This window comes from Citrobacter sp. wls615, assembly GCF_005281355.1.
In the GTDB taxonomy this organism is placed as follows: Bacteria; Pseudomonadota; Gammaproteobacteria; order Enterobacterales; family Enterobacteriaceae; genus Citrobacter; species Citrobacter werkmanii.
Genome location: NZ_SZXM01000060.1, coordinates 58,539 through 76,535 on the forward strand (window position 1 = coordinate 58,539; position 17,997 = coordinate 76,535).

A 17,997-nucleotide genomic window follows, 5' to 3' on the forward strand; every position below is an offset into this window, starting at 1 on the left:
TTACCTGAGCCAGTTAGTTTTCGCCAGTTCCATCACTTCATCACCGCGTCCACTGATGATTGCGCGCAACATATACAGGCTAAAACCTTTCGCTTGTTCGAGTTTGATCTGCGGCGGGATGGCTAACTCTTCTTTCGCCACCACCACATCGACCAGTACCGGACCGTCAATCGACATCGCCCTTTGCAGTGCCTCATCGACCTCTGAGGATTTCTCCACACGAATGCCCGTAATGCCGCAGGCTTCGGCAATCCGCGCGAAGTTGGTGTCGTGCAGCTCCGTGCCGTCGGTCAGATAACCGCCAGCCTTCATCTCCATCGCCACAAATCCCAGTACGCTGTTGTTGAAGACGATAATCTTTACTGGCAGCTTCATCTGGACAACCGACAGAAAATCGCCCATCAGCATGCTAAAACCACCGTCACCGCACATGGCGATGACCTGGCGTCCCGGTTCGGTCGCTTGTGCGCCGAGTGCCTGTGGCATAGCGTTCGCCATCGACCCGTGATTAAACGACCCGAGAAGGCGACGTTTGCCGTTCATTTTCAGATAGCGTGCAGCCCAAACCGTTGGGGTACCAACATCGCAGGTAAAGATAGCGTCGTCAGCGGCAAAATGGCTGATCTGCTGCGCCAGATACTGCGGATGAATGGCTTTATCGCTCGGTTTGGCTAAATCATCCAGACCCTTGCGCGCCTCACGATAGTGCTCCAGCGCTTTGTCTAAAAACTTCCGCTCGGTTTTTTCCTCCACCAACGGCAACAGGGCGCGGAGAGTGGATTTAATATTGCCCACCAGCGCCATATCAACTTTACTGTGCGCGCCGATGCTCGCCGGATTGATATCAATCTGAATAATTTGGGCGTCGGTAGGGTAGAACGGGCGATAGGGAAACTGGGTGCCGAGCAGGATCAGCGTGTCGGCATTCATCATGGTGTGGAATCCGGATGAAAAGCCAATCAGCCCGGTCATACCGACGTCGTACGGGTTGTCGTATTCGACGTGCTCTTTACCCCGCAGGGCGTGGACAATCGGCGCTTTGATTTTTGCCGCAAACTCTACCAGTTCTTGATGCGCACCGGCACAGCCGCTGCCGCACATCAGGGCGATATTGCTGGAATAACGCAGTAGTTGCGCCAGTTTTCTGAGTTCTTCTTCTTCCGGGGTGACGACCGGGAGTGGCGCATGATACCAGTGCGTGCTGGCGCTTTCCGGCGCGGGCTTCAGCGCGACGTCGCCGGGTAATACCACCACCGAGACGCCACGATTTAATACAGCTTTACGCATTGCAATGGCGAGAACCTGCGGGATCTGTTCAGGGCTGGAAACCAGCTCGCAATAGTGGCTACATTCGCGGAACAACTCTTGCGGGTGGGTCTCCTGAAAGTAACCGCTGCCGATCTCACTGGAAGGGATATGTGCGGCAATCGCCAGGACCGGAACATGGTTGCGGTGGCAATCAAACAGACCATTGATCAGGTGCAGGTTGCCCGGTCCACATGAACCGGCACAGACGGCCAGTTCGCCGGTTAGTTGCGCTTCTGCGCCAGCGGCGAAGGCGGCAACTTCTTCATGACGGGTCGGCATCCAGTCAATCGTTCCCATGCGATTGAGACTGTCACTGAGGCCATTTAATGAATCACCCGTTACGCCCCAAATGCGTTTAACGCCAGCTTGTTCGAGGGTTTTAGCAATAAAAGCGGCAACCGTTTGTTTCATGGTTTTCCATCTCCTTTAATGTGATACCGGTTACAAGTTTAGATGAAGATGATAGTTATGCTTCTCATTTCCCCCTTATTTTCGGCAGCTTACATTTCGAGCAGATAACGCGTAGTTTGATATCTGGCATGGTGAAACAAGGAATGAATTCAAATGGTTACTAAACTATTAAATGCAGTTAACCGAACGCTGACTCATGAAGACTTTGGCAAGTTTCTGTTACGCATCGCCGTTGGTGGATTGATGCTATTTCATGGCTTACATAAATTGTTCTCCGGTATTGATGGCATCAGCGGCATGCTGGTAGCGAAAGGTTTTCCGGGCTTTATTGCTTACGGCGTTCTGTTGGGGGAAGTCGTTGCGCCTTGCCTGATTATCCTTGGGATCCTGACCCGTCCGGCGGCGTTGGGGCTGGCCTTTACGATGGTGGTGGCATGGCTGATGGTCGGGATGGGCGAAACCTGGTCACTGGATAAAACTGGCGCATGGGCGATTGAGAGTATGGTGTACTTTTTTATCGGCGCGCTGGCTGTCGCGTTTTTAGGGGCGGGGCGTTTCTCGGTGGCAGGGAATTCGGCCTGGCGGTAAAAAAAGGCCGGATATGGCGTAAACGCTTTATCCGGCCTGGAGCAGCTAAGAAGGAGTTTAAGCGAGTACTAAATCGCCCTGCGGATGACAGGAGCAGGCCAGCACGTAACCTTCGGCAATTTCTGCGTCGGTAAGCGTCATGGTGCTGCTGACCGTGTAGTTACCGTCAACCACTTTGGTTTTGCAGCAGCCGCAAACGCCCGCACGACATGCGGCAACGACCGGCACTTTATTGCTTTCCAGCGCTTCCAGCAGCGTACTGCCCACCGGCGCGTAAAACTCTTTTGCCGGTTGCAGCTTGGTGAACTTCAGACCGCTGGTGGCGGCCTCGGCAACCGGCGTGAAGAACTGCTCTTTAAAGAAGCGCGTCACGCCCAGCGCTTTGACTTCTTTTTCGACCAGATCCATATACGGCGCCGGGCCGCAGGTCATCACGGTACGAGAGACCAGATCCGGCACGCTTTTCAGCAGATCGGTCGTCAGTCGGCCAGAAACAAAACCGTGGGTGGCATTGTTTTCAGCGACTAAGGTCACCGGATATTCGCGCCATTCGTCGGCAAAAATAACATCTTGCGGTGAACGAACGTTAAAGATCACCTGCACATCGGCCTGTGGGCGGTACTTTGCCAACCAGCGACGCATTGACATGATTGGCGTAACGCCGCAACCGGCAGCCAGCATCAGGAACTTATCTTCCGCCTTATCTTCACAGGTAAATTCACCCATGGCATCGGACAGCCAGATATAGTCGCCGCGCTTCACGTCGCGGGTCAGCCACTGTGAGCCTGCACCATCGTCAATCCGGCGAACAGTCAGCGTGATGAACTCGCTTACTCCCGGTGTGGATGAAATGGTGTAAGCACGCAGGGTCTCCGCTGAATTACGTACGCTGACCAGTGCATACTGCCCGGCGCGGTACGGATAATAGTCGTGGCACAGCAACGAAATTGTCCATACATCCGGCGTTTCCTGATGGATGTGATGCACCTGCATCCGCCATGGGCACTGATGAGTTGGCATTGTCATTCTTTACTCCTTACGCGCTCAGCAGCTGCTTCATGTCTTCTTCAACGGTGGTCACGGAACGCAGGCCGAATTTTTCGTTGAGCACAGCCAGCAGATCCGGCGTAAAGAAGCCAGGCGCAGTCGGGCCAGTGACGATGTTTTTCACGCCCAGCGACAGCAGGGTCAGCAGAATCACAATCGCTTTCTGTTCAAACCAGGAGAGCACCAGAGACAGCGGCAGATCGTTTACGCCGCAGCCCAGCTTCTCTGCCAGAGTGACCGCCAGGATGATGGCAGAGTAAGCATCGTTACACTGACCGGCATCGACCAGACGCGGCAGACCCTCGATATCGCCGAACTCCAGTTTGTTGAAACGGTATTTACCGCACGCCAGGGTCAGGATCAGGCAATCGTCTGGTACGCTGGTGGCGAAGTCGGTGAAGTAGTTACGTTCGCCGCGCGCGCCGTCGCAGCCGCCGACCAGGAAGATGTGACGCAGTTTTTCACGGCTGACCAGGTCGATTAAGGTATCAGCAGCGCCCAGCAGCGTCTGACGACCGAAACCTACGGTGATCAGGTGCGGGATTTCGCTGTACGGGAAGCCAGCCATCTGCTGCGCCTGAGCAATAACCGGACCGAAGTTGTCGCCTTCGAGGTGGCTCACGCCCGGCCAGCCGACGATGCTACGGGTCCAGATACGGTCGTCGTAAGCACCCACTGTTGGGTCGATGATGCAGTTAGATGTCATCACGATTGGGCCTGGGAAGCGAGCGAACTCAACCTGCTGGTTCTGCCAGCCGCTGCCGTAGTTACCAATCAGATGTTTGAACTTGCGCAGTTCCGGGTAGCCGTGTGCTGGCAGCATTTCGCCGTGGGTATAGACGTTAACGCCGGTACCTTCGGTCTGCTCCAACAGGTTGTAGAGATCTTTCAGGTCGTGACCGGAGATCAGGATGCATTTACCAACGGTTGCTTTAACATTGACCTGAGTCGGCGTCGGGTGACCGTATTTGGTGGTTTCACCGGCGTCCAGGATGCTCATTACTTTGAAGTTCATCTGGCCGATTTCCATAGAACACTCCAGCAGAGCGTTCATGTCGGAAGGCCAGGTTCCCAGCCACGCCATGATTTTGTGGTACTGAGCATAGATGTCGTTGTCGTACTGGCCGAGAACGTGCGCGTGTTCCATATAGGCCGCCGCACCTTTCAGACCGTACAGGCACAGCAGGCGCAGGCCGAGAATATTCTCGCCAATCGTCGCTTTGTCTTTGTTCGGGGTAAATTCCGCTGCCTGACGTTGCAGGTCGCCCAGATCGTCGCTGACCAGTTGCAGGTCCGCCATCGGGTTGTCGACCGCTGCGTTCGCATCAATGTTCAGACATTGCGCTTTCAGTGCTTCACGCAGGGCAATCGCTTCGCGGGCATAGCCGACAATACGCGGGGAGTCGAAGTTAACGTTGGTCAGGGTAGAGAAGAACGCGCGCGGGGCAAAGTTATCAATTTCATGGTCGATGATGCCGTATTCACGCGCTTTAACAGCCCATGCAGACAGACCTTGTAGGGAAGCAATCAGCAGATCCTGCAAATCGGAAGTTTCAGCCGTTTTACCGCACATACCCTGCGCGTAAGAGCAGCCGTTCCCTGCCGGAGTACGGATGGTTTGTTCACATTGCACACAAAACATGGTCACACCTTTTAAAGTTATATTTAATATACATGTTTAAGGTTATGCCTGTGCGCGCAGGGATAAAAGGGATTTCTGCTACAACTTGCAAGGAGATTGATTTAGCGCAATTTTGGCGGTAGCTGACTACCGCCAGAGAGGTATTTGAGTGAGGGTCAGGCGGAGAAAAATGCCATCAGCAGAGGGACTAACAGACTCAGGATAAAACCGTGCACGATGGCTGCCGGAACCATTTCCAGTCCGCCGCTGCGTTGTAAAACTGGCAGGGTGAAATCCATCGATGTGGCCCCGCATAGCCCCAACGCGGTAGAGCGACTGCGACCCACCATGCCGGGAATCAACATAATGGCAATCAGTTCACGCGCCAGGTCATTAAAAAAGGCGGCACTCCCAATCACCGGCCCGAACGACTCGGTTAACAGAATACCGGACAGCGAATACCAGCCAAAACCTGACGCCATCGCCAGCGCGGTTTTTACCGGCAGGCCGAGGATCAACGCATTGATAACCCCCGCCAGCATCGAACTGGCGACGACGACGACGGCCACAATCATGCCCCGGCGATTCAACAAGATTTGCTTGAGGGTCATGCCGCTGTTGCGAAGCTGAATCCCCACCAGGAACAGTAAAAAGATTAATGTATATTCGCTGGCTTCGGTGGCGTGCTGCAAAAAGGAAAGACCGGTGAGACCCAGCAGGAAACCCACCACAACAACCCCGCAAAGCTGGAGCGACTCAAACGCCATCGCGATTCGCGACGGGAGTTTCTCTTGCTGGTGGTTATGCCGCCAGGGCAGTGAACGCTCCAGCCAGAATAGCGCGGCGATATTACACAGCAAAATGACCGTCACGCTGACAGCAGAATAATGAAGTATGGCTAACAGGTTGCTGGCGAGATTATCCAGAAACGCCAGGCTGATGCCCATAAAAAAGAGAATAAGGTAGACGATCCAACTCAACAGGCGATTGATGAGTTTTAATGCGCCCATATGCCGAAGTGGAATAAGGTAGCCCACAATAAGGGGAACCAGAATGATTAACAGCCCTGAAAACATGAAAGCCCGATCCTTGCTGAGATGTAAGACGAAATGCGCCAGCACACACTACTCAATGCAAAGAGGGGAGTAAAGTTGCAAATAAAAGGAAATATAGAGAGGAAAAAAAAGACCTGACTTTCGCCAGGCCTTTTTGTTATCGATTAATCACGTTTTTCCAGCAGAGTGCGGTAAATAAGACCGCCGAGAACCCCACCGATAATCGGCATAACCCAGAAGAACCACAATTGTTGCAATGCCCAGCCGCCCTGGAAGATGGCAACTGCAGTACTACGTGCCGGGTTTACGGAGGTATTAGTGACTGGAATGCTGATCAAGTGGATTAATGTTAACGCCAGACCAATCGCAATAGGTGCAAAACCTGCCGGAGCATGTTTGTCGGTCGCGCCGTGGATCACTAATAAGAAGCCAGCGGTAAGAATAATTTCAATTACAACAGCAGAAAGCATGGAATAACCGCCTGGTGAATGATCACCAAAGCCGTTCGAGGCAAAACCGCTGGCGGTTGCATCAAAACCTGCTTTACCGCTGGCAATAAGATACAGAGCCGCTGCTGCAACAATACCGCCCACAACCTGCGCAATAACATATCCAATAACGTCTTTCGCCGGGAAGCGACCGCCAGCCCATAAACCGAAGGTTACTGCCGGGTTAAAATGTCCACCTGAAATATGGCCTACGGCATAGGCCATAGTTAATACGGTCAGACCAAATGCCAATGCGACACCGGCAAATCCAATTCCCAATTCCGGGAATGCTGCGGCCAGTACTGCGCTACCGCACCCACCAAAGACGAGCCAAAACGTACCGAAGAATTCGGCTGCTAATTTCCTGAACATAACCACCTCAATTAAAAGTTCCGGGTTTGTGTTCCTTGCCCGGTAATTCATCGCTTAAAGGGACGATGATGAAAGAGCGGGTATTTTAGAAAAAAACATCATCCCTTCGCCAGTTAAATTGATGAAAAAATTTGATTTAAGGCAATATGTCGTGATTCCTTTTTGAATATTCGATGAATGAAGCATAGTTCAATTAGCTAAAAATGATGATTGAGCTTAGAAATTATAATCACAGGGAAACATAAGAAGAATATTCTTAATTTTTTGGGTTTCTGCGATTAACCTCCTGATGATATCGGGTGCTCTGAGCGCCCAGTTAACGTTATACTCCTGATAACTTGAAGGAAAAAGTTAGCATTTCCGGAGGCTATATGATTCTCGAACGCGTTGAGATTGTTGGATTTCGTGGTATTAACCGCCTGTCGTTGATGCTTGAGCAGAGTAACGTGCTGATTGGGGAGAACGCGTGGGGTAAGTCCAGTCTGCTGGATGCTTTAACCTTGCTGCTGTCGCCGGAGTCTGATTTGTACCATTTTGACCGTGAGGATTTTTGGTTCCCGCCGGGCGATATACAGGGCCGGGAACATCATTTGCACATTATCCTGACGTTTCGAGAATCTCAACCGGGTCGTCATCGGGTTCGTCGGTACCGTCCTCTGGAAGCCTGCTGGACGCCGTGTAACGATAGTTATCACCGTATATTCTATCGTCTGGAGGGCGAGTGTGCGGATGACGGGACTGTCCTGACGCTACGTAGTTTTCTTGATGGCGATGGTCATCCGTTAGATCTCGACGACATTAACGACCTGGCGCGGCATCTCGTGCGTCTGATGCCTGTGTTGCGTCTGCGTGATGCGCGTTTTATGCGACGCATTCGTAACGGTACGGTACCGGATTCGGCGGATGTTGAAGTGACCGCCCGCCAGCTGGATTTTCTGGCGCGTGAACTGGCTACCCGACCACAAAACCTCACTGATGGGCAGATTCGTCAGGGGCTGTCGGCCATGGTGCAGCTATTGGAGCACTATTTTTCTGAGCAGGGTTCTGGTCAGTCCCGCTATCGCCTGATGCGTCGCCGCTCCAATAACGAACAACGTAGCTGGCGCTATCTGGATATCATTAATCGCATGATTGATAAGCCCGGCGGACGAACGCATCGCGTTATTCTGTTGGGACTGTTCTCGACGCTGTTGCAGGCCAAAGGCACGTTAAGGCTTGATAAAGATGCCCGGCCTTTATTGCTGATAGAAGACCCGGAAACGCGTTTACATCCCATCATGTTGTCGGTTGCCTGGCACTTGCTGAATCTACTTCCTCTCCAGCGGGTGGCGACCACCAACTCCGGTGAGTTGCTGTCTCTCACGCCGGTGGAACATGTTGTCCGTCTGGTACGTGAATCATCCCGGGTAGCCGCCTGGCGGCTGGGACCGGGTGGGATCAGCGCGGAGGACGGTCGGCGTATCGCTTTCCATATTCGTTTCAATCGTGCATCTTCGCTGTTTGCCCGCTGCTGGCTGCTGGTGGAAGGCGAAACGGAAACCTGGGTCATTAACGAGCTGGCCCGCCAGTGCGGACATCACTTTGATGCGGAAGGTATTAAAGTCATTGAATTTGCTCAGTCAGGTCTCAAACCACTGGTTAAGTTTGCCCGCCGGATGGGAATTGAATGGCACGTGCTGGTCGATGGCGATGAAGCCGGGAAAAAGTATGCCGCCACGGTGCGCGGTTTATTGAATAACGACCGAGAGGAGGAGCGCGATCATTTAACCATGCTCCCCGCGCTGGATATGGAACACTTTATGTATCGCCAGGGGTTCGCCGATGTCTTTCATCGTGTTGCGCAGATCCCGGAAAATGTGCCAATGAATATGCGCAAAATTATCTCCAAGGCGATTCATCGGTCGTCAAAACCGGATCTGGCGATCGAGGTGGCGATGGAAGCAGGGCGGCGTGGCGTGGACGCCGTCCCTACGTTGCTGCGTAAAATGTTTTCCCGCGTGCTGTGGCTGGCACGCGGCAGAGCGGATTAGTGACGAAACATTGACGACAGCTGCGCGTGGATGCTGTCCAGTAGCTGATAGCGACGGCGGTATTCTGCGCGTTTTTTACTGGCAATCTCCGCTTCGCTTTTTCGAGCCAGCGCACGCGGAATATGATAGTACCCGCGGCTGTCGCACTCGCCGCCAAGCGACGCCCAAAATGCGTTGTAGTCGGAAAGAATCACTTTGTTTTGATCGTGGTAACGCGGACTGCGAAAGATATGCTGTTCATTACTGACAGCCATTACCTTTTCGATATTCAATTGTTCTGCCAAACGACAAATGGCTTCCATAACAAGGCGTTTGGGGAATATTCCGTGGCAGGATTTGGTCGCTTTTTGTGTTGCTTCGTGCGGAAGTTGTGAATTACCCTGCATGCCGCCGATAAATAATGTACTTTTCCCATTATATTCGCAGAAGGTAAATGTCATTTTAGTCAGTTCGTCACCCTCGCCATTTCGCACCAGAATAGTACTTTCACCCTCTTTATCGAGTACCGGAAACATCATCATGGTCACGGTAAATTTCTCGTTATCTTTACCTTCAATTTGCGCCAACTGTAAGCCGTCATGACTTAATAAGGCGTTAAATTCACCAGGTAAGAATGCATTGCGGATAACATGGTAATGAAAACGCACCGCATTTAATCGCATTCTACGATCGAAGTTGGCGGCAAGGTAAGGACGATGCAGACGAACGGGTAGCCGGGGTTGACGGGTGAGCACGTTTTCAAGCTCCGGCCACTGCGCCAGTTCAGTCATCCATTCCCGGGTAAGGCGAGGTATCAGTAATGAACGCCAGATAAACTTACGCCGAAAGCTCCGTTTATCCCAACACTGTGCAGGCCGTAACTGACCGCGGCTCAGGCTGTAAAAAAGGCCAAGGCTGGTGATGGGTTTGGTGGAAAGAAAAGCGCTTTCAGTTAGTTGACTCATAATATAAATCCGATTGATACCCTGGCATTAATTTCAGCACAGTGGATCTTAACCATTCATCAATAACTCTGTTATTCTTGCGCTTTTCAACGGCTATTTATTTAACGTTGACGTTTAACACTCCACTCTGATGGACGTATTGGGGGAAATTGGGACATTTATGAAGCTCAAGGGAAAAATCAAAAAACGCTATTTTATCTTCGCCATCATCCTTATTGTGGCGATAATTGCGCTATGGCGTACGCTTAATGCGCCTTTACCTCAGTATCAAACGTTAATTGTTCGTCCCGGCGATCTCCAGCAGAGTGTACTGGCTACCGGAAAACTGGATGCGCTGCGTAAAGTTGACGTCGGGGCGCAGGTCAGTGGGCAGTTAAAAACGCTGTCGGTCGCGATTGGCGATAAAGTAAAAAAAGATCAACTGCTTGGCGTTATCGATCCTGAACAGGCGCAAAACCAGATCAAAGAGGTTGAAGCGACGCTGATGGAATTACGCGCCCAGCGTTTACAGGCTGAAGCCGAGTGGAAGCTGGCGCGAGTGACGCTTTCCCGTCAGCAGCAGTTGGCGAAAACCCAGGCGGTTTCACAACAGGATCTCGATACCGCGGCTACCGAGATGGCGGTCAAACAGGCGCAAATTGGCACCATTGATGCACAGATTAAGCGTAATCAAGCCTCTCTTGATACAGCCAGGACCAACCTTGATTACACCCGCATTGTAGCGCCAATGGCGGGTGAGGTTACGCAAATAACCACTCTGCAAGGACAAACCGTTATTGCCGCCCAGCAGGCACCTAACATTCTGACGTTAGCAGACATGAGTACCATGCTGGTGAAAGCGCAGGTTTCCGAGGCGGATGTTATTCACCTGCATCCCGGACAAAAAGCCTGGTTCACTGTCCTCGGCGATCCGCAGACGCGCTACGAAGGTACGCTGAAAGATGTCCTGCCGACGCCGGAAAAAGTGAATGACGCGATTTTCTACTATGCCCGCTTTGAAGTGCCTAACCCGAAAGGGATCCTGCGTCTGGATATGACCGCACAGGTCCATATTCAGCTCACGGATGTCAAAAATGTCCTGACCATCCCGCTATCGGCGCTGGGCGATCCTATTGGCAATAATCGCTATAACGTCAGGCTGCTGCGTAACGGTGAAACCCGCGAGCGTGAGGTGGTGATCGGCGCGCGCAATGACACCGATGTGGAGATTGTGAAGGGGCTGGAAGAGGGAGATGAAGTCATTACTGGCGAGGGCAATCCTGGGGCAGCGAAATGACGGCATTGCTTGAGCTGAGCAATATCCGCCGTAGTTACCCGTCAGGCGAAGGGCAGGTCGAGGTGTTAAAGGACGTTTCCTTGAGCATTCAGGCCGGTGAAATGGTGGCGATTGTCGGCGCGTCTGGTTCGGGTAAATCGACGCTGATGAACATTCTCGGCTGTCTCGATAAGCCTACCAGCGGCACGTATCGGGTGGCCGGGCGCGATGTCTCCACCCTCGATAGCGATGCGTTAGCGCAACTGCGACGCGAGCATTTTGGTTTTATCTTCCAGCGTTATCATTTGCTGTCGCATTTGACCGCCGCGCAAAACGTTGAGGTGCCAGCGGTCTATGCCGGGACAGAACGTAAGCAACGTCTGGCTCGTGCGCAGGAATTACTCCAGCGGCTGGGGCTGGGCGACAGGGTTGATTATCAGCCATCCCAGCTTTCCGGTGGCCAGCAGCAGCGGGTCAGCATTGCGCGTGCGTTGATGAACGGTGGGCAGGTGATTCTTGCCGACGAACCCACCGGGGCGTTGGATAGCCATTCTGGCGAAGAGGTGATGGCGATTTTGCATCAGCTTCGCGATCGCGGACATACGGTGATTATCGTTACGCACGACCCGCAGGTGGCCGCGCAGGCCGAGCGCGTAATTGAAATTCGCGACGGAGAGATTGTACGCAACCCGCCGCCGCACAAATCTCCTGGCGGACGCGAAATCTCCGTGCCGACAGTGAAAACAGTGTCGGGCTGGAGTCAGTTTATCAGTGGTTTTCGCGAAGCGCTCACCATGGCCTGGCTGGCAATGGCTGCGAATAAGATGCGTACGCTGCTGACCATGCTAGGGATCATCATCGGTATTGCTTCGGTGGTTTCGATTGTGGTGGTGGGGGATGCGGCAAAACAGTTGGTGCTGGCAGACATTCGCGCTATCGGTACCAATACCATTGATATCTATCCCGGCAAAGATTTCGGCGATGACGATCCGCAGTATCAACAGGCGCTGAAATATGACGATTTAACCGCGCTGCAGAAACAGCCCTGGGTAAGTTCGGTGACGCCTGCGGTGTCGAAGAACCTGCGGCTACGCTACGGTAATATTGACGTGGCTGCCAGTGCGAACGGCGTTAGCGGCGACTATTTCAATGTCTATGGCATGACGTTTAGCGAAGGGACCACCTTTAACGCTGAGCAGCTTGCAGGTCGGGCGCAGGTGGTGGTGCTCGACAGTAATACCCGACGTCAGTTGTTCCCCAATAAAGCGAAGGTGGTGGGCGAAGTCATTTTGGTGGGAAATATGCCTGCTACGGTGATTGGCGTTGCAGAGGAGAAACAGTCGATGTTCGGCAGTAGTAAGATCCTGCGGGTCTGGCTGCCTTACAGCACCATGTCCGGGCGAATTATGGGGCAATCGTGGCTGAACTCAATCACCGTGCGGGTGAAGGACGGTTTTGATAGTGCTCAGGCTGAACAGCAGCTTACCCGCCTGTTGTCGTTACGCCATGGGAAGAAAGATTTCTTTACCTGGAATATGGACGGCGTCTTGAAAACCGCCGAAAAGACCACACGTACATTACAACTCTTCCTGACGCTGGTGGCGGTCATTTCGCTGGTGGTAGGTGGAATCGGCGTGATGAATATTATGCTGGTTTCGGTAACCGAACGAACGCGCGAGATTGGCATTCGTATGGCGGTTGGCGCGCGCGCCAGTGATGTGCTGCAACAGTTCCTCATTGAAGCGGTGCTGGTATGTCTGGTTGGCGGCGCGTTGGGTATCACGTTGTCGATGCTGATCGCCTTTACGCTACAGTTATTCCTGCCCGGCTGGGAAATTGGCTTCTCACCCGTTGCGCTGCTCACGGCATTCCTGTGCTCAACCGCTACCGGCATTTTGTTTGGCTGGTTACCGGCGCGTAATGCGGCCCGGCTCGATCCGGTAGATGCGCTGGCGCGGGAGTAATACTGTCGAGATAAAAATGCCAGCCGCAAGGGCTGGCATTTTGACTGCGGGATGTACACAATGAGACAGAAGGGTTATGCGACGGCTTCTGCTTCAATGACAGGCACGATGACACTGGCATGGTTGCCTTTTGGCCCCTGGTGGACATCAAACTGGACAGACTGTCCGGCTTTTAGCGTTCTGTAACCATCCATCTGAATGGTGGAGTAATGGGCGAAAATGTCTTCGCCGCCGCCTTCGGGGCAGATGAAACCAAACCCTTTGGCGTTGTTGAACCACTTAACAGTACCCGTTTCCATACTTCGACATCCTTCGTAGATCTTATATAAGTAAGATGGAATGAACCGGTTGCGGAGTGGGGGCTGTTCAAAACCTCGCCAACTCTCGAAACTACAATTTAGAGAAATCAGGCGGGGCGTCAAGCGTCAGACGGATGGAATAGGGTAAAAATGCATCAAAATTTGAAGCAGTTAACGCTATTGTCGGTTCTGTGACAGATGTCGCGGATGACACTAATAGATGATAGTTATCTAATACTTGAGGTAGATTGAGTGTGTGCATAGGCTGCTTGTCAGCGGCAACATTTTCTGCCGGAAACCGTAACTGAAGATGACGACTGACAATGAGTAAGACGAACGACTGGCTGGATTTCGATCTGCTGGCGGAAGACAAATTGCGCGACGCGCTAAAACCGCCATCTATGTATAAAGTGATATTAATCAATGATGATTACACTCCGATGGAGTTTGTTATTGACGTGTTACAAAAATTCTTTTCTTATGATGTAGAACGTGCAACGCAACTGATGCTTGCAGTTCACTATCAAGGTAAAGCTATTTGCGGCGTGTTTACTGCCGAAGTGGCTGAAACCAAAGTATCGATGGTGAACAAATATGCGAGGGAGAACGAGCATCCGTTGCTGTGTACGCTGGAAAAAGCCTGAATGCAGGCATAAATATTGGGGGAGGTGCCTATGCTCAATCAAGAACTGGAACTCAGTTTAAACATGGCTTTCGCCAGAGCGCGCGAGCACCGACATGAGTTTATGACCGTCGAGCACTTGTTACTGGCGTTGCTCAGTAACCCATCGGCCCGCGAAGCGCTGGAAGCGTGTTCTGTGGATCTGGTGGCGCTCCGTCAGGAACTCGAAGCCTTCATTGAACAAACCACACCCGTATTGCCTGCCAGTGAAGAAGAGCGCGACACGCAGCCAACGTTGAGTTTTCAGCGTGTACTGCAACGTGCGGTCTTCCATGTTCAGTCCTCCGGGCGCAATGAAGTTACCGGCGCAAATGTTCTGGTAGCTATCTTTAGCGAGCAGGAATCTCAGGCGGCCTATCTGCTGCGTAAGCATGAAGTGAGTCGTCTGGACGTGGTGAATTTTATTTCTCATGGCACGCGCAAAGACGAACCAAGTCAGTCTTCTGACTCCGGGAATCAGCCAAATAACGAAGAGCAAGCTGGCGGGGAGGACCGTATGGAGAACTTCACGACTAACCTTAACCAGCTTGCCCGTGTGGGTGGAATTGATCCGCTCATTGGCCGGGACAAAGAGCTGGAGCGCGCCATTCAGGTACTGTGCCGTCGCAGAAAAAACAACCCGCTGTTGGTGGGGGAATCTGGCGTCGGTAAAACCGCGATTGCCGAAGGCCTTGCCTGGCGTATTGTCCAGGGCGACGTGCCGGAAGTCATGGCGGACTGCACCCTTTACTCTCTGGATATCGGGTCGCTGCTGGCGGGCACCAAATATCGCGGCGATTTTGAAAAACGCTTTAAGACGTTGTTGAAACAGCTGGAACAGGATACCAACAGCATCCTGTTTATTGATGAGATCCACACCATTATCGGTGCGGGTGCGGCCTCGGGCGGCCAGGTGGATGCGGCTAACTTAATCAAGCCTCTGCTCTCCAGCGGTAAAATCCGTGTAATAGGCTCCACAACCTATCAGGAATTCAGCAATATTTTTGAGAAGGACCGGGCGTTAGCGCGCCGTTTCCAGAAAATTGATATCACTGAGCCGTCGGTAGAAGAGACCGTACAGATCATCAACGGTCTGAAACCGAAATACGAAGCGCACCATGACGTTCGCTACACCGCTAAAGCGGTGCGTGCCGCGGTTGAACTGGCGGTGAAATATATCAACGATCGTCATCTGCCGGATAAAGCCATTGACGTGATCGATGAAGCGGGCGCACGTGCGCGTCTGTTACCGGTCAGCAAGCGCAAGAAAACTGTTAACGTAGCCGATATTGAGTCCGTGGTGGCCCGCATTGCGCGTATCCCGGAGAAGAGCGTGTCGCAGAGCGATCGTGATACGCTGAAAAATCTGGGTAACCGTCTGAAAATGCTGGTATTCGGACAGGATAAAGCCATTGAGGCACTGACTGAAGCGATCAAAATGAGCCGTGCCGGTCTTGGACATGAGCATAAACCTGTCGGTTCATTCCTGTTTGCCGGACCGACTGGCGTTGGTAAGACCGAAGTCACGGTGCAGCTGTCCAAAGCGCTCGGCATTGAGCTGCTGCGTTTTGATATGTCCGAGTATATGGAACGTCACACCGTCAGCCGTCTGATTGGTGCGCCTCCGGGATATGTCGGTTATGACCAGGGCGGTTTGCTGACCGACGCGGTCATTAAACACCCGCATGCGGTCCTGCTGTTGGATGAAATCGAAAAAGCGCACCCGGATGTCTTTAACCTGCTGCTGCAGGTAATGGATAACGGTACGCTGACCGACAATAATGGCCGTAAGGCGGACTTCCGTAACGTGGTGCTGGTCATGACCACCAACGCCGGGGTACGTGAGACCGAACGTAAATCGATTGGGCTTATTCATCAGGACAATAGCACTGATGCGATGGGCGAAATCAAAAAAGTGTTTACGCCGGAATTCCGTAACCGTCTCGACAACATTATCTGGTTCGATCACCTCTCTACTGAGGTGATACATCAGGTTGTTGATAAGTTTATTGTCGAGTTGCAGGTACAGCTGGATCAGAAAGGCGTCTCGCTGGAAGTAAGCCAGGAAGCACGTAACTGGCTGGCTGAGAAAGGCTATGACCGCGCAATGGGCGCACGTCCGATGACGCGTGTTGTTCAGGACAACCTGAAAAAACCATTGGCCAACGAACTGCTGTTCGGTTCGCTTGTGGATGGTGGTCAGGTAACCGTTGAATTGGATAAAGAGAAAAATGAGCTGACCTATGGTTTCCAGAGTGCGCAAAAGCACAAGCCAGAAGCTGCACATTAAGTTCTAATCACCTCATGAGCCGGGCGTAATGCCCGGTTTTTTTTCGCCTGACTGTAGTGATTTGAATTGGGAGAACCCGGCGTGTTTAACCGGCAGGCAAAAAATAAGCCTGCGTAAGGGAGATTACGCAGGCTAAGGAGGTGGTTCCTGGTACAGCTAGCATTTATGGGTTATGTTTTTCAGCGGGTGGGATAATACCCTTAATGAACGAAACGGTATGTGATCGATTTCTAAGAATCTTCCGAACGCTGAAAAATAACCGTAATTAACTACTTAGCATGCGGGTTGCGTGTGGACTCACCGGCAAAATTACGCATTAACAAGGCATAATTCAGATCGATATCCTCAGGTACCGGCATCCACACGGTGTAGCCATCGCCCGGAGCAACCGGCATGGCTTCGCCTTTCGCGTTTTCCATCTGCTCAAGGGTAAAGTTGATATTGCCCTGTGGGGTCATCAATTCCAGGCTGTCGCCGACGGTAAATTTATTTTTTACCAGCACGGCTGCCAGTTCGCCTTTACGTTCGCCGGTAAATTCGCCAACAAACTGCTGACGCTCTGACACAGAGAAGCCGTATTCGTAGTTCTGATAGTCGTCATGCGTATGGCGGCGCAGGAACCCTTCGGTGTAACCGCGATGCGCCAGACCTTCCAGCGTTTCCAGCAGTTGCGGGTCGAACGGTTTGCCGGCAGCGGCATCATCAATTGCTTTGCGATAAACCTGCGCGGTACGCGCGCAGTAATAGTATGACTTGGTACGGCCTTCGATCTTCAGCGAATGCACGCCCATTTGCGTCAGACGCTCAACGTGGGCAATGGCACGCAAATCTTTCGAGTTCATGATGTAAGTGCCGTGTTCGTCTTCGAACGCGGTCATGTACTCACCTGGTCGCTGGGCTTCTTCAATCATAAAGACTTTATCTGTCGGCGCGCCAATACCCAATGTGGGTTCGACGTTTTGTACCGGGATCGGCTCGTACTTATGTACGATATTGCCTACCACGTCTTCTTTCCCTTCCTGCACGTTGTATTCCCAGCGGCAGGCATTGGTACAGGTGCCCTGGTTCGGGTCGCGCTTGTTGATGTAACCAGAGAGCAGGCAGCGCCCGGAATAGGCCATGCACAATGCACCGTGAACGAAGATCTCAATCTCCATATCGGGCACCTGGGTACGGATCTCTTCAATTTCTTCCAGCGACAGTTCGCGAGACAAGATCACGCGGGTCAGCCCCATCTGCTTCCAGAATTTGACCGTCGCCCAGTTAACGGCATTAGCCTGCACCGACAGGTGAATATCCATGTCAGGGAAGTTCTCGCGCACCAGCATAATCAGACCCGGGTCCGACATGATCAGCGCATCCGGCCCCATTTCCACCACCGGTTTCAGATCACGAATGAAGGTTTTCAGCTTGGCATTGTGCGGGGCGATGTTAACCACCACATAGAATTTTTTACCCAGTTCATGGGCTTCATTAATGCCGAGCTGCAGGTTTTCGTGGTTGAATTCGTTGTTGCGTACGCGCAGTGAATAACGCGGTTGGCCCGCATACACAGCATCTGCGCCATAGGCGAAAGCGTAACGCATATTTTTCAGCGTTCCCGCCGGGGAAAGGAGTTCCGGTTTAAACATAATTATCTCGTTCTGATGACAGGTCAGACTCGC

General features: G+C 52.4%; 14 protein-coding genes. 6 read left to right on the forward strand and 8 right to left on the reverse strand.

Translation table 11 applies throughout. From position 1 onward, the window contains the following. Entirely contained in the window at nucleotides 1-1,719 is a 1,719-nt protein-coding gene (gene poxB / locus FDX04_RS15965) for a ubiquinone-dependent pyruvate dehydrogenase (RefSeq protein WP_137360813.1), read from the reverse strand. A gap of 153 nt (nucleotides 1,720-1,872) precedes the next feature. On the opposite strand from poxB, the gene FDX04_RS15970 reads away from it, so the two are divergent. After that, a complete protein-coding gene (locus tag FDX04_RS15970) occupies nucleotides 1,873-2,307 on the forward strand; it encodes a DoxX family protein (protein ID WP_137360814.1) in 435 nt (144 codons plus the stop codon). Between the two features lie 57 nt (nucleotides 2,308-2,364). Here FDX04_RS15970 and hcr read toward each other — a convergent pair whose 3' ends face one another. The 4 genes from hcr to aqpZ form a co-directional block, all read right to left on the reverse strand. Then, complete coding sequence (gene hcr, locus FDX04_RS15975) at nucleotides 2,365-3,333, reverse strand: NADH oxidoreductase (RefSeq protein WP_079223499.1); 969 nt, start codon at nucleotides 3,331-3,333, stop codon at nucleotides 2,365-2,367. Between the two features lie 10 nt (nucleotides 3,334-3,343). After that, nucleotides 3,344-4,996: a hydroxylamine reductase gene (gene hcp, locus FDX04_RS15980; protein ID WP_042307407.1), complete on the reverse strand. Its 1,653-nt coding sequence runs from the start codon at nucleotides 4,994-4,996 to the stop codon at nucleotides 3,344-3,346. A 155-nt stretch (nucleotides 4,997-5,151) separates the two neighbouring features. Further along, nucleotides 5,152-6,051 carry a lysine exporter LysO family protein gene (locus FDX04_RS15985; RefSeq protein WP_137360815.1) on the reverse strand — a complete coding sequence of 300 codons (900 nt, stop codon included), beginning with the start codon at nucleotides 6,049-6,051 and terminating at the stop codon, nucleotides 5,152-5,154. A gap of 143 nt (nucleotides 6,052-6,194) precedes the next feature. Next, nucleotides 6,195-6,890 carry an aquaporin Z gene (gene aqpZ / locus FDX04_RS15990; protein ID WP_042307410.1) on the reverse strand — a complete coding sequence of 232 codons (696 nt, stop codon included), beginning with the start codon at nucleotides 6,888-6,890 and terminating at the stop codon, nucleotides 6,195-6,197. Between the two features lie 371 nt (nucleotides 6,891-7,261). Here aqpZ and FDX04_RS15995 point away from each other — a divergent pair, with 371 nt between their 5' ends. Beyond that, on the forward strand, nucleotides 7,262-8,920 hold the full coding sequence (locus FDX04_RS15995; protein ID WP_042307412.1) for an ATP-dependent endonuclease: 1,659 nt from the start codon (nucleotides 7,262-7,264) through the stop codon (nucleotides 8,918-8,920). On the opposite strand, the gene FDX04_RS16000 is transcribed toward FDX04_RS15995, so the two are convergent. Continuing rightward, the gene (locus FDX04_RS16000) at nucleotides 8,917-9,864 is read right to left on the reverse strand and encodes a VirK/YbjX family protein (RefSeq protein ID WP_137360816.1); all 948 of its coding nucleotides are present in this window, start codon (nucleotides 9,862-9,864) and stop codon (nucleotides 8,917-8,919) included. The two genes, FDX04_RS15995 and FDX04_RS16000, sit on opposite strands and share 4 nt — an antisense overlap. 160 nt (nucleotides 9,865-10,024) lie before the next feature. On the opposite strand from FDX04_RS16000, the gene macA reads away from it, so the two are divergent. Then, entirely contained in the window at nucleotides 10,025-11,140 is a 1,116-nt protein-coding gene (macA, locus tag FDX04_RS16005) for a macrolide transporter subunit MacA (RefSeq protein ID WP_042307415.1), read from the forward strand. Then, nucleotides 11,137-13,083, forward strand: coding sequence for a macrolide ABC transporter ATP-binding protein/permease MacB (gene macB / locus FDX04_RS16010; RefSeq protein ID WP_042307417.1), 1,947 nt, complete (start codon nucleotides 11,137-11,139; stop codon nucleotides 13,081-13,083). Before macA ends, macB begins: the two co-directional genes overlap by 4 nt. Before the next feature lie 74 nt (nucleotides 13,084-13,157). Here the strand turns inward: macB and cspD are convergent, their stop codons facing one another. After that, nucleotides 13,158-13,382, reverse strand: a complete 225-nt coding sequence (gene cspD, locus FDX04_RS16015) for a cold shock-like protein CspD (RefSeq protein WP_003036813.1) — start codon at nucleotides 13,380-13,382, stop codon at nucleotides 13,158-13,160. 323 nt (nucleotides 13,383-13,705) lie between these two features. Here cspD and clpS point away from each other — a divergent pair, with 323 nt between their 5' ends. Both clpS and clpA read left to right on the forward strand, forming a co-directional pair. Then, nucleotides 13,706-14,026: an ATP-dependent Clp protease adapter ClpS gene (gene clpS, locus FDX04_RS16020; protein ID WP_042307420.1), complete on the forward strand. Its 321-nt coding sequence runs from the start codon at nucleotides 13,706-13,708 to the stop codon at nucleotides 14,024-14,026. A 30-nt stretch (nucleotides 14,027-14,056) separates the two neighbouring features. Further along, complete coding sequence (gene clpA / locus FDX04_RS16025) at nucleotides 14,057-16,333, forward strand: ATP-dependent Clp protease ATP-binding subunit ClpA (protein ID WP_137360817.1); 2,277 nt, start codon at nucleotides 14,057-14,059, stop codon at nucleotides 16,331-16,333. 269 nt (nucleotides 16,334-16,602) lie between these two features. Here clpA and yegQ read toward each other — a convergent pair whose 3' ends face one another. Continuing rightward, complete coding sequence (gene yegQ, locus FDX04_RS16030) at nucleotides 16,603-17,964, reverse strand: tRNA 5-hydroxyuridine modification protein YegQ (RefSeq protein WP_006683890.1); 1,362 nt, start codon at nucleotides 17,962-17,964, stop codon at nucleotides 16,603-16,605. Nucleotides 17,965-17,997 lie beyond the last annotated feature (33 nt).

What these genes read in the sequence shown, in the direction of transcription:
- poxB (WP_137360813.1), bottom strand. Translation starts at nt 1,719, where the DNA reads ATGAAACAAACGGTTGCCGCTTTTATTGCTAAAACCCTCGAACAAGCT.
- FDX04_RS15970 (WP_137360814.1), top strand. Translation starts at nt 1,873, where the DNA reads ATGGTTACTAAACTATTAAATGCAGTTAACCGAACGCTGACTCATGAA.
- hcr (WP_079223499.1), bottom strand. Translation starts at nt 3,333, where the DNA reads ATGACAATGCCAACTCATCAGTGCCCATGGCGGATGCAGGTGCATCAC.
- hcp (WP_042307407.1), bottom strand. Translation starts at nt 4,996, where the DNA reads ATGTTTTGTGTGCAATGTGAACAAACCATCCGTACTCCGGCAGGGAAC.
- FDX04_RS15985 (WP_137360815.1), bottom strand. Translation starts at nt 6,051, where the DNA reads ATGTTTTCAGGGCTGTTAATCATTCTGGTTCCCCTTATTGTGGGCTAC.
- aqpZ (WP_042307410.1), bottom strand. Translation starts at nt 6,890, where the DNA reads ATGTTCAGGAAATTAGCAGCCGAATTCTTCGGTACGTTTTGGCTCGTC.
- FDX04_RS15995 (WP_042307412.1), top strand. Translation starts at nt 7,262, where the DNA reads ATGATTCTCGAACGCGTTGAGATTGTTGGATTTCGTGGTATTAACCGC.
- FDX04_RS16000 (WP_137360816.1), bottom strand. Translation starts at nt 9,864, where the DNA reads ATGAGTCAACTAACTGAAAGCGCTTTTCTTTCCACCAAACCCATCACC.
- macA (WP_042307415.1), top strand. Translation starts at nt 10,025, where the DNA reads ATGAAGCTCAAGGGAAAAATCAAAAAACGCTATTTTATCTTCGCCATC.
- macB (WP_042307417.1), top strand. Translation starts at nt 11,137, where the DNA reads ATGACGGCATTGCTTGAGCTGAGCAATATCCGCCGTAGTTACCCGTCA.
- cspD (WP_003036813.1), bottom strand. Translation starts at nt 13,382, where the DNA reads ATGGAAACGGGTACTGTTAAGTGGTTCAACAACGCCAAAGGGTTTGGT.
- clpS (WP_042307420.1), top strand. Translation starts at nt 13,706, where the DNA reads ATGAGTAAGACGAACGACTGGCTGGATTTCGATCTGCTGGCGGAAGAC.
- clpA (WP_137360817.1), top strand. Translation starts at nt 14,057, where the DNA reads ATGCTCAATCAAGAACTGGAACTCAGTTTAAACATGGCTTTCGCCAGA.
- yegQ (WP_006683890.1), bottom strand. Translation starts at nt 17,964, where the DNA reads ATGTTTAAACCGGAACTCCTTTCCCCGGCGGGAACGCTGAAAAATATG.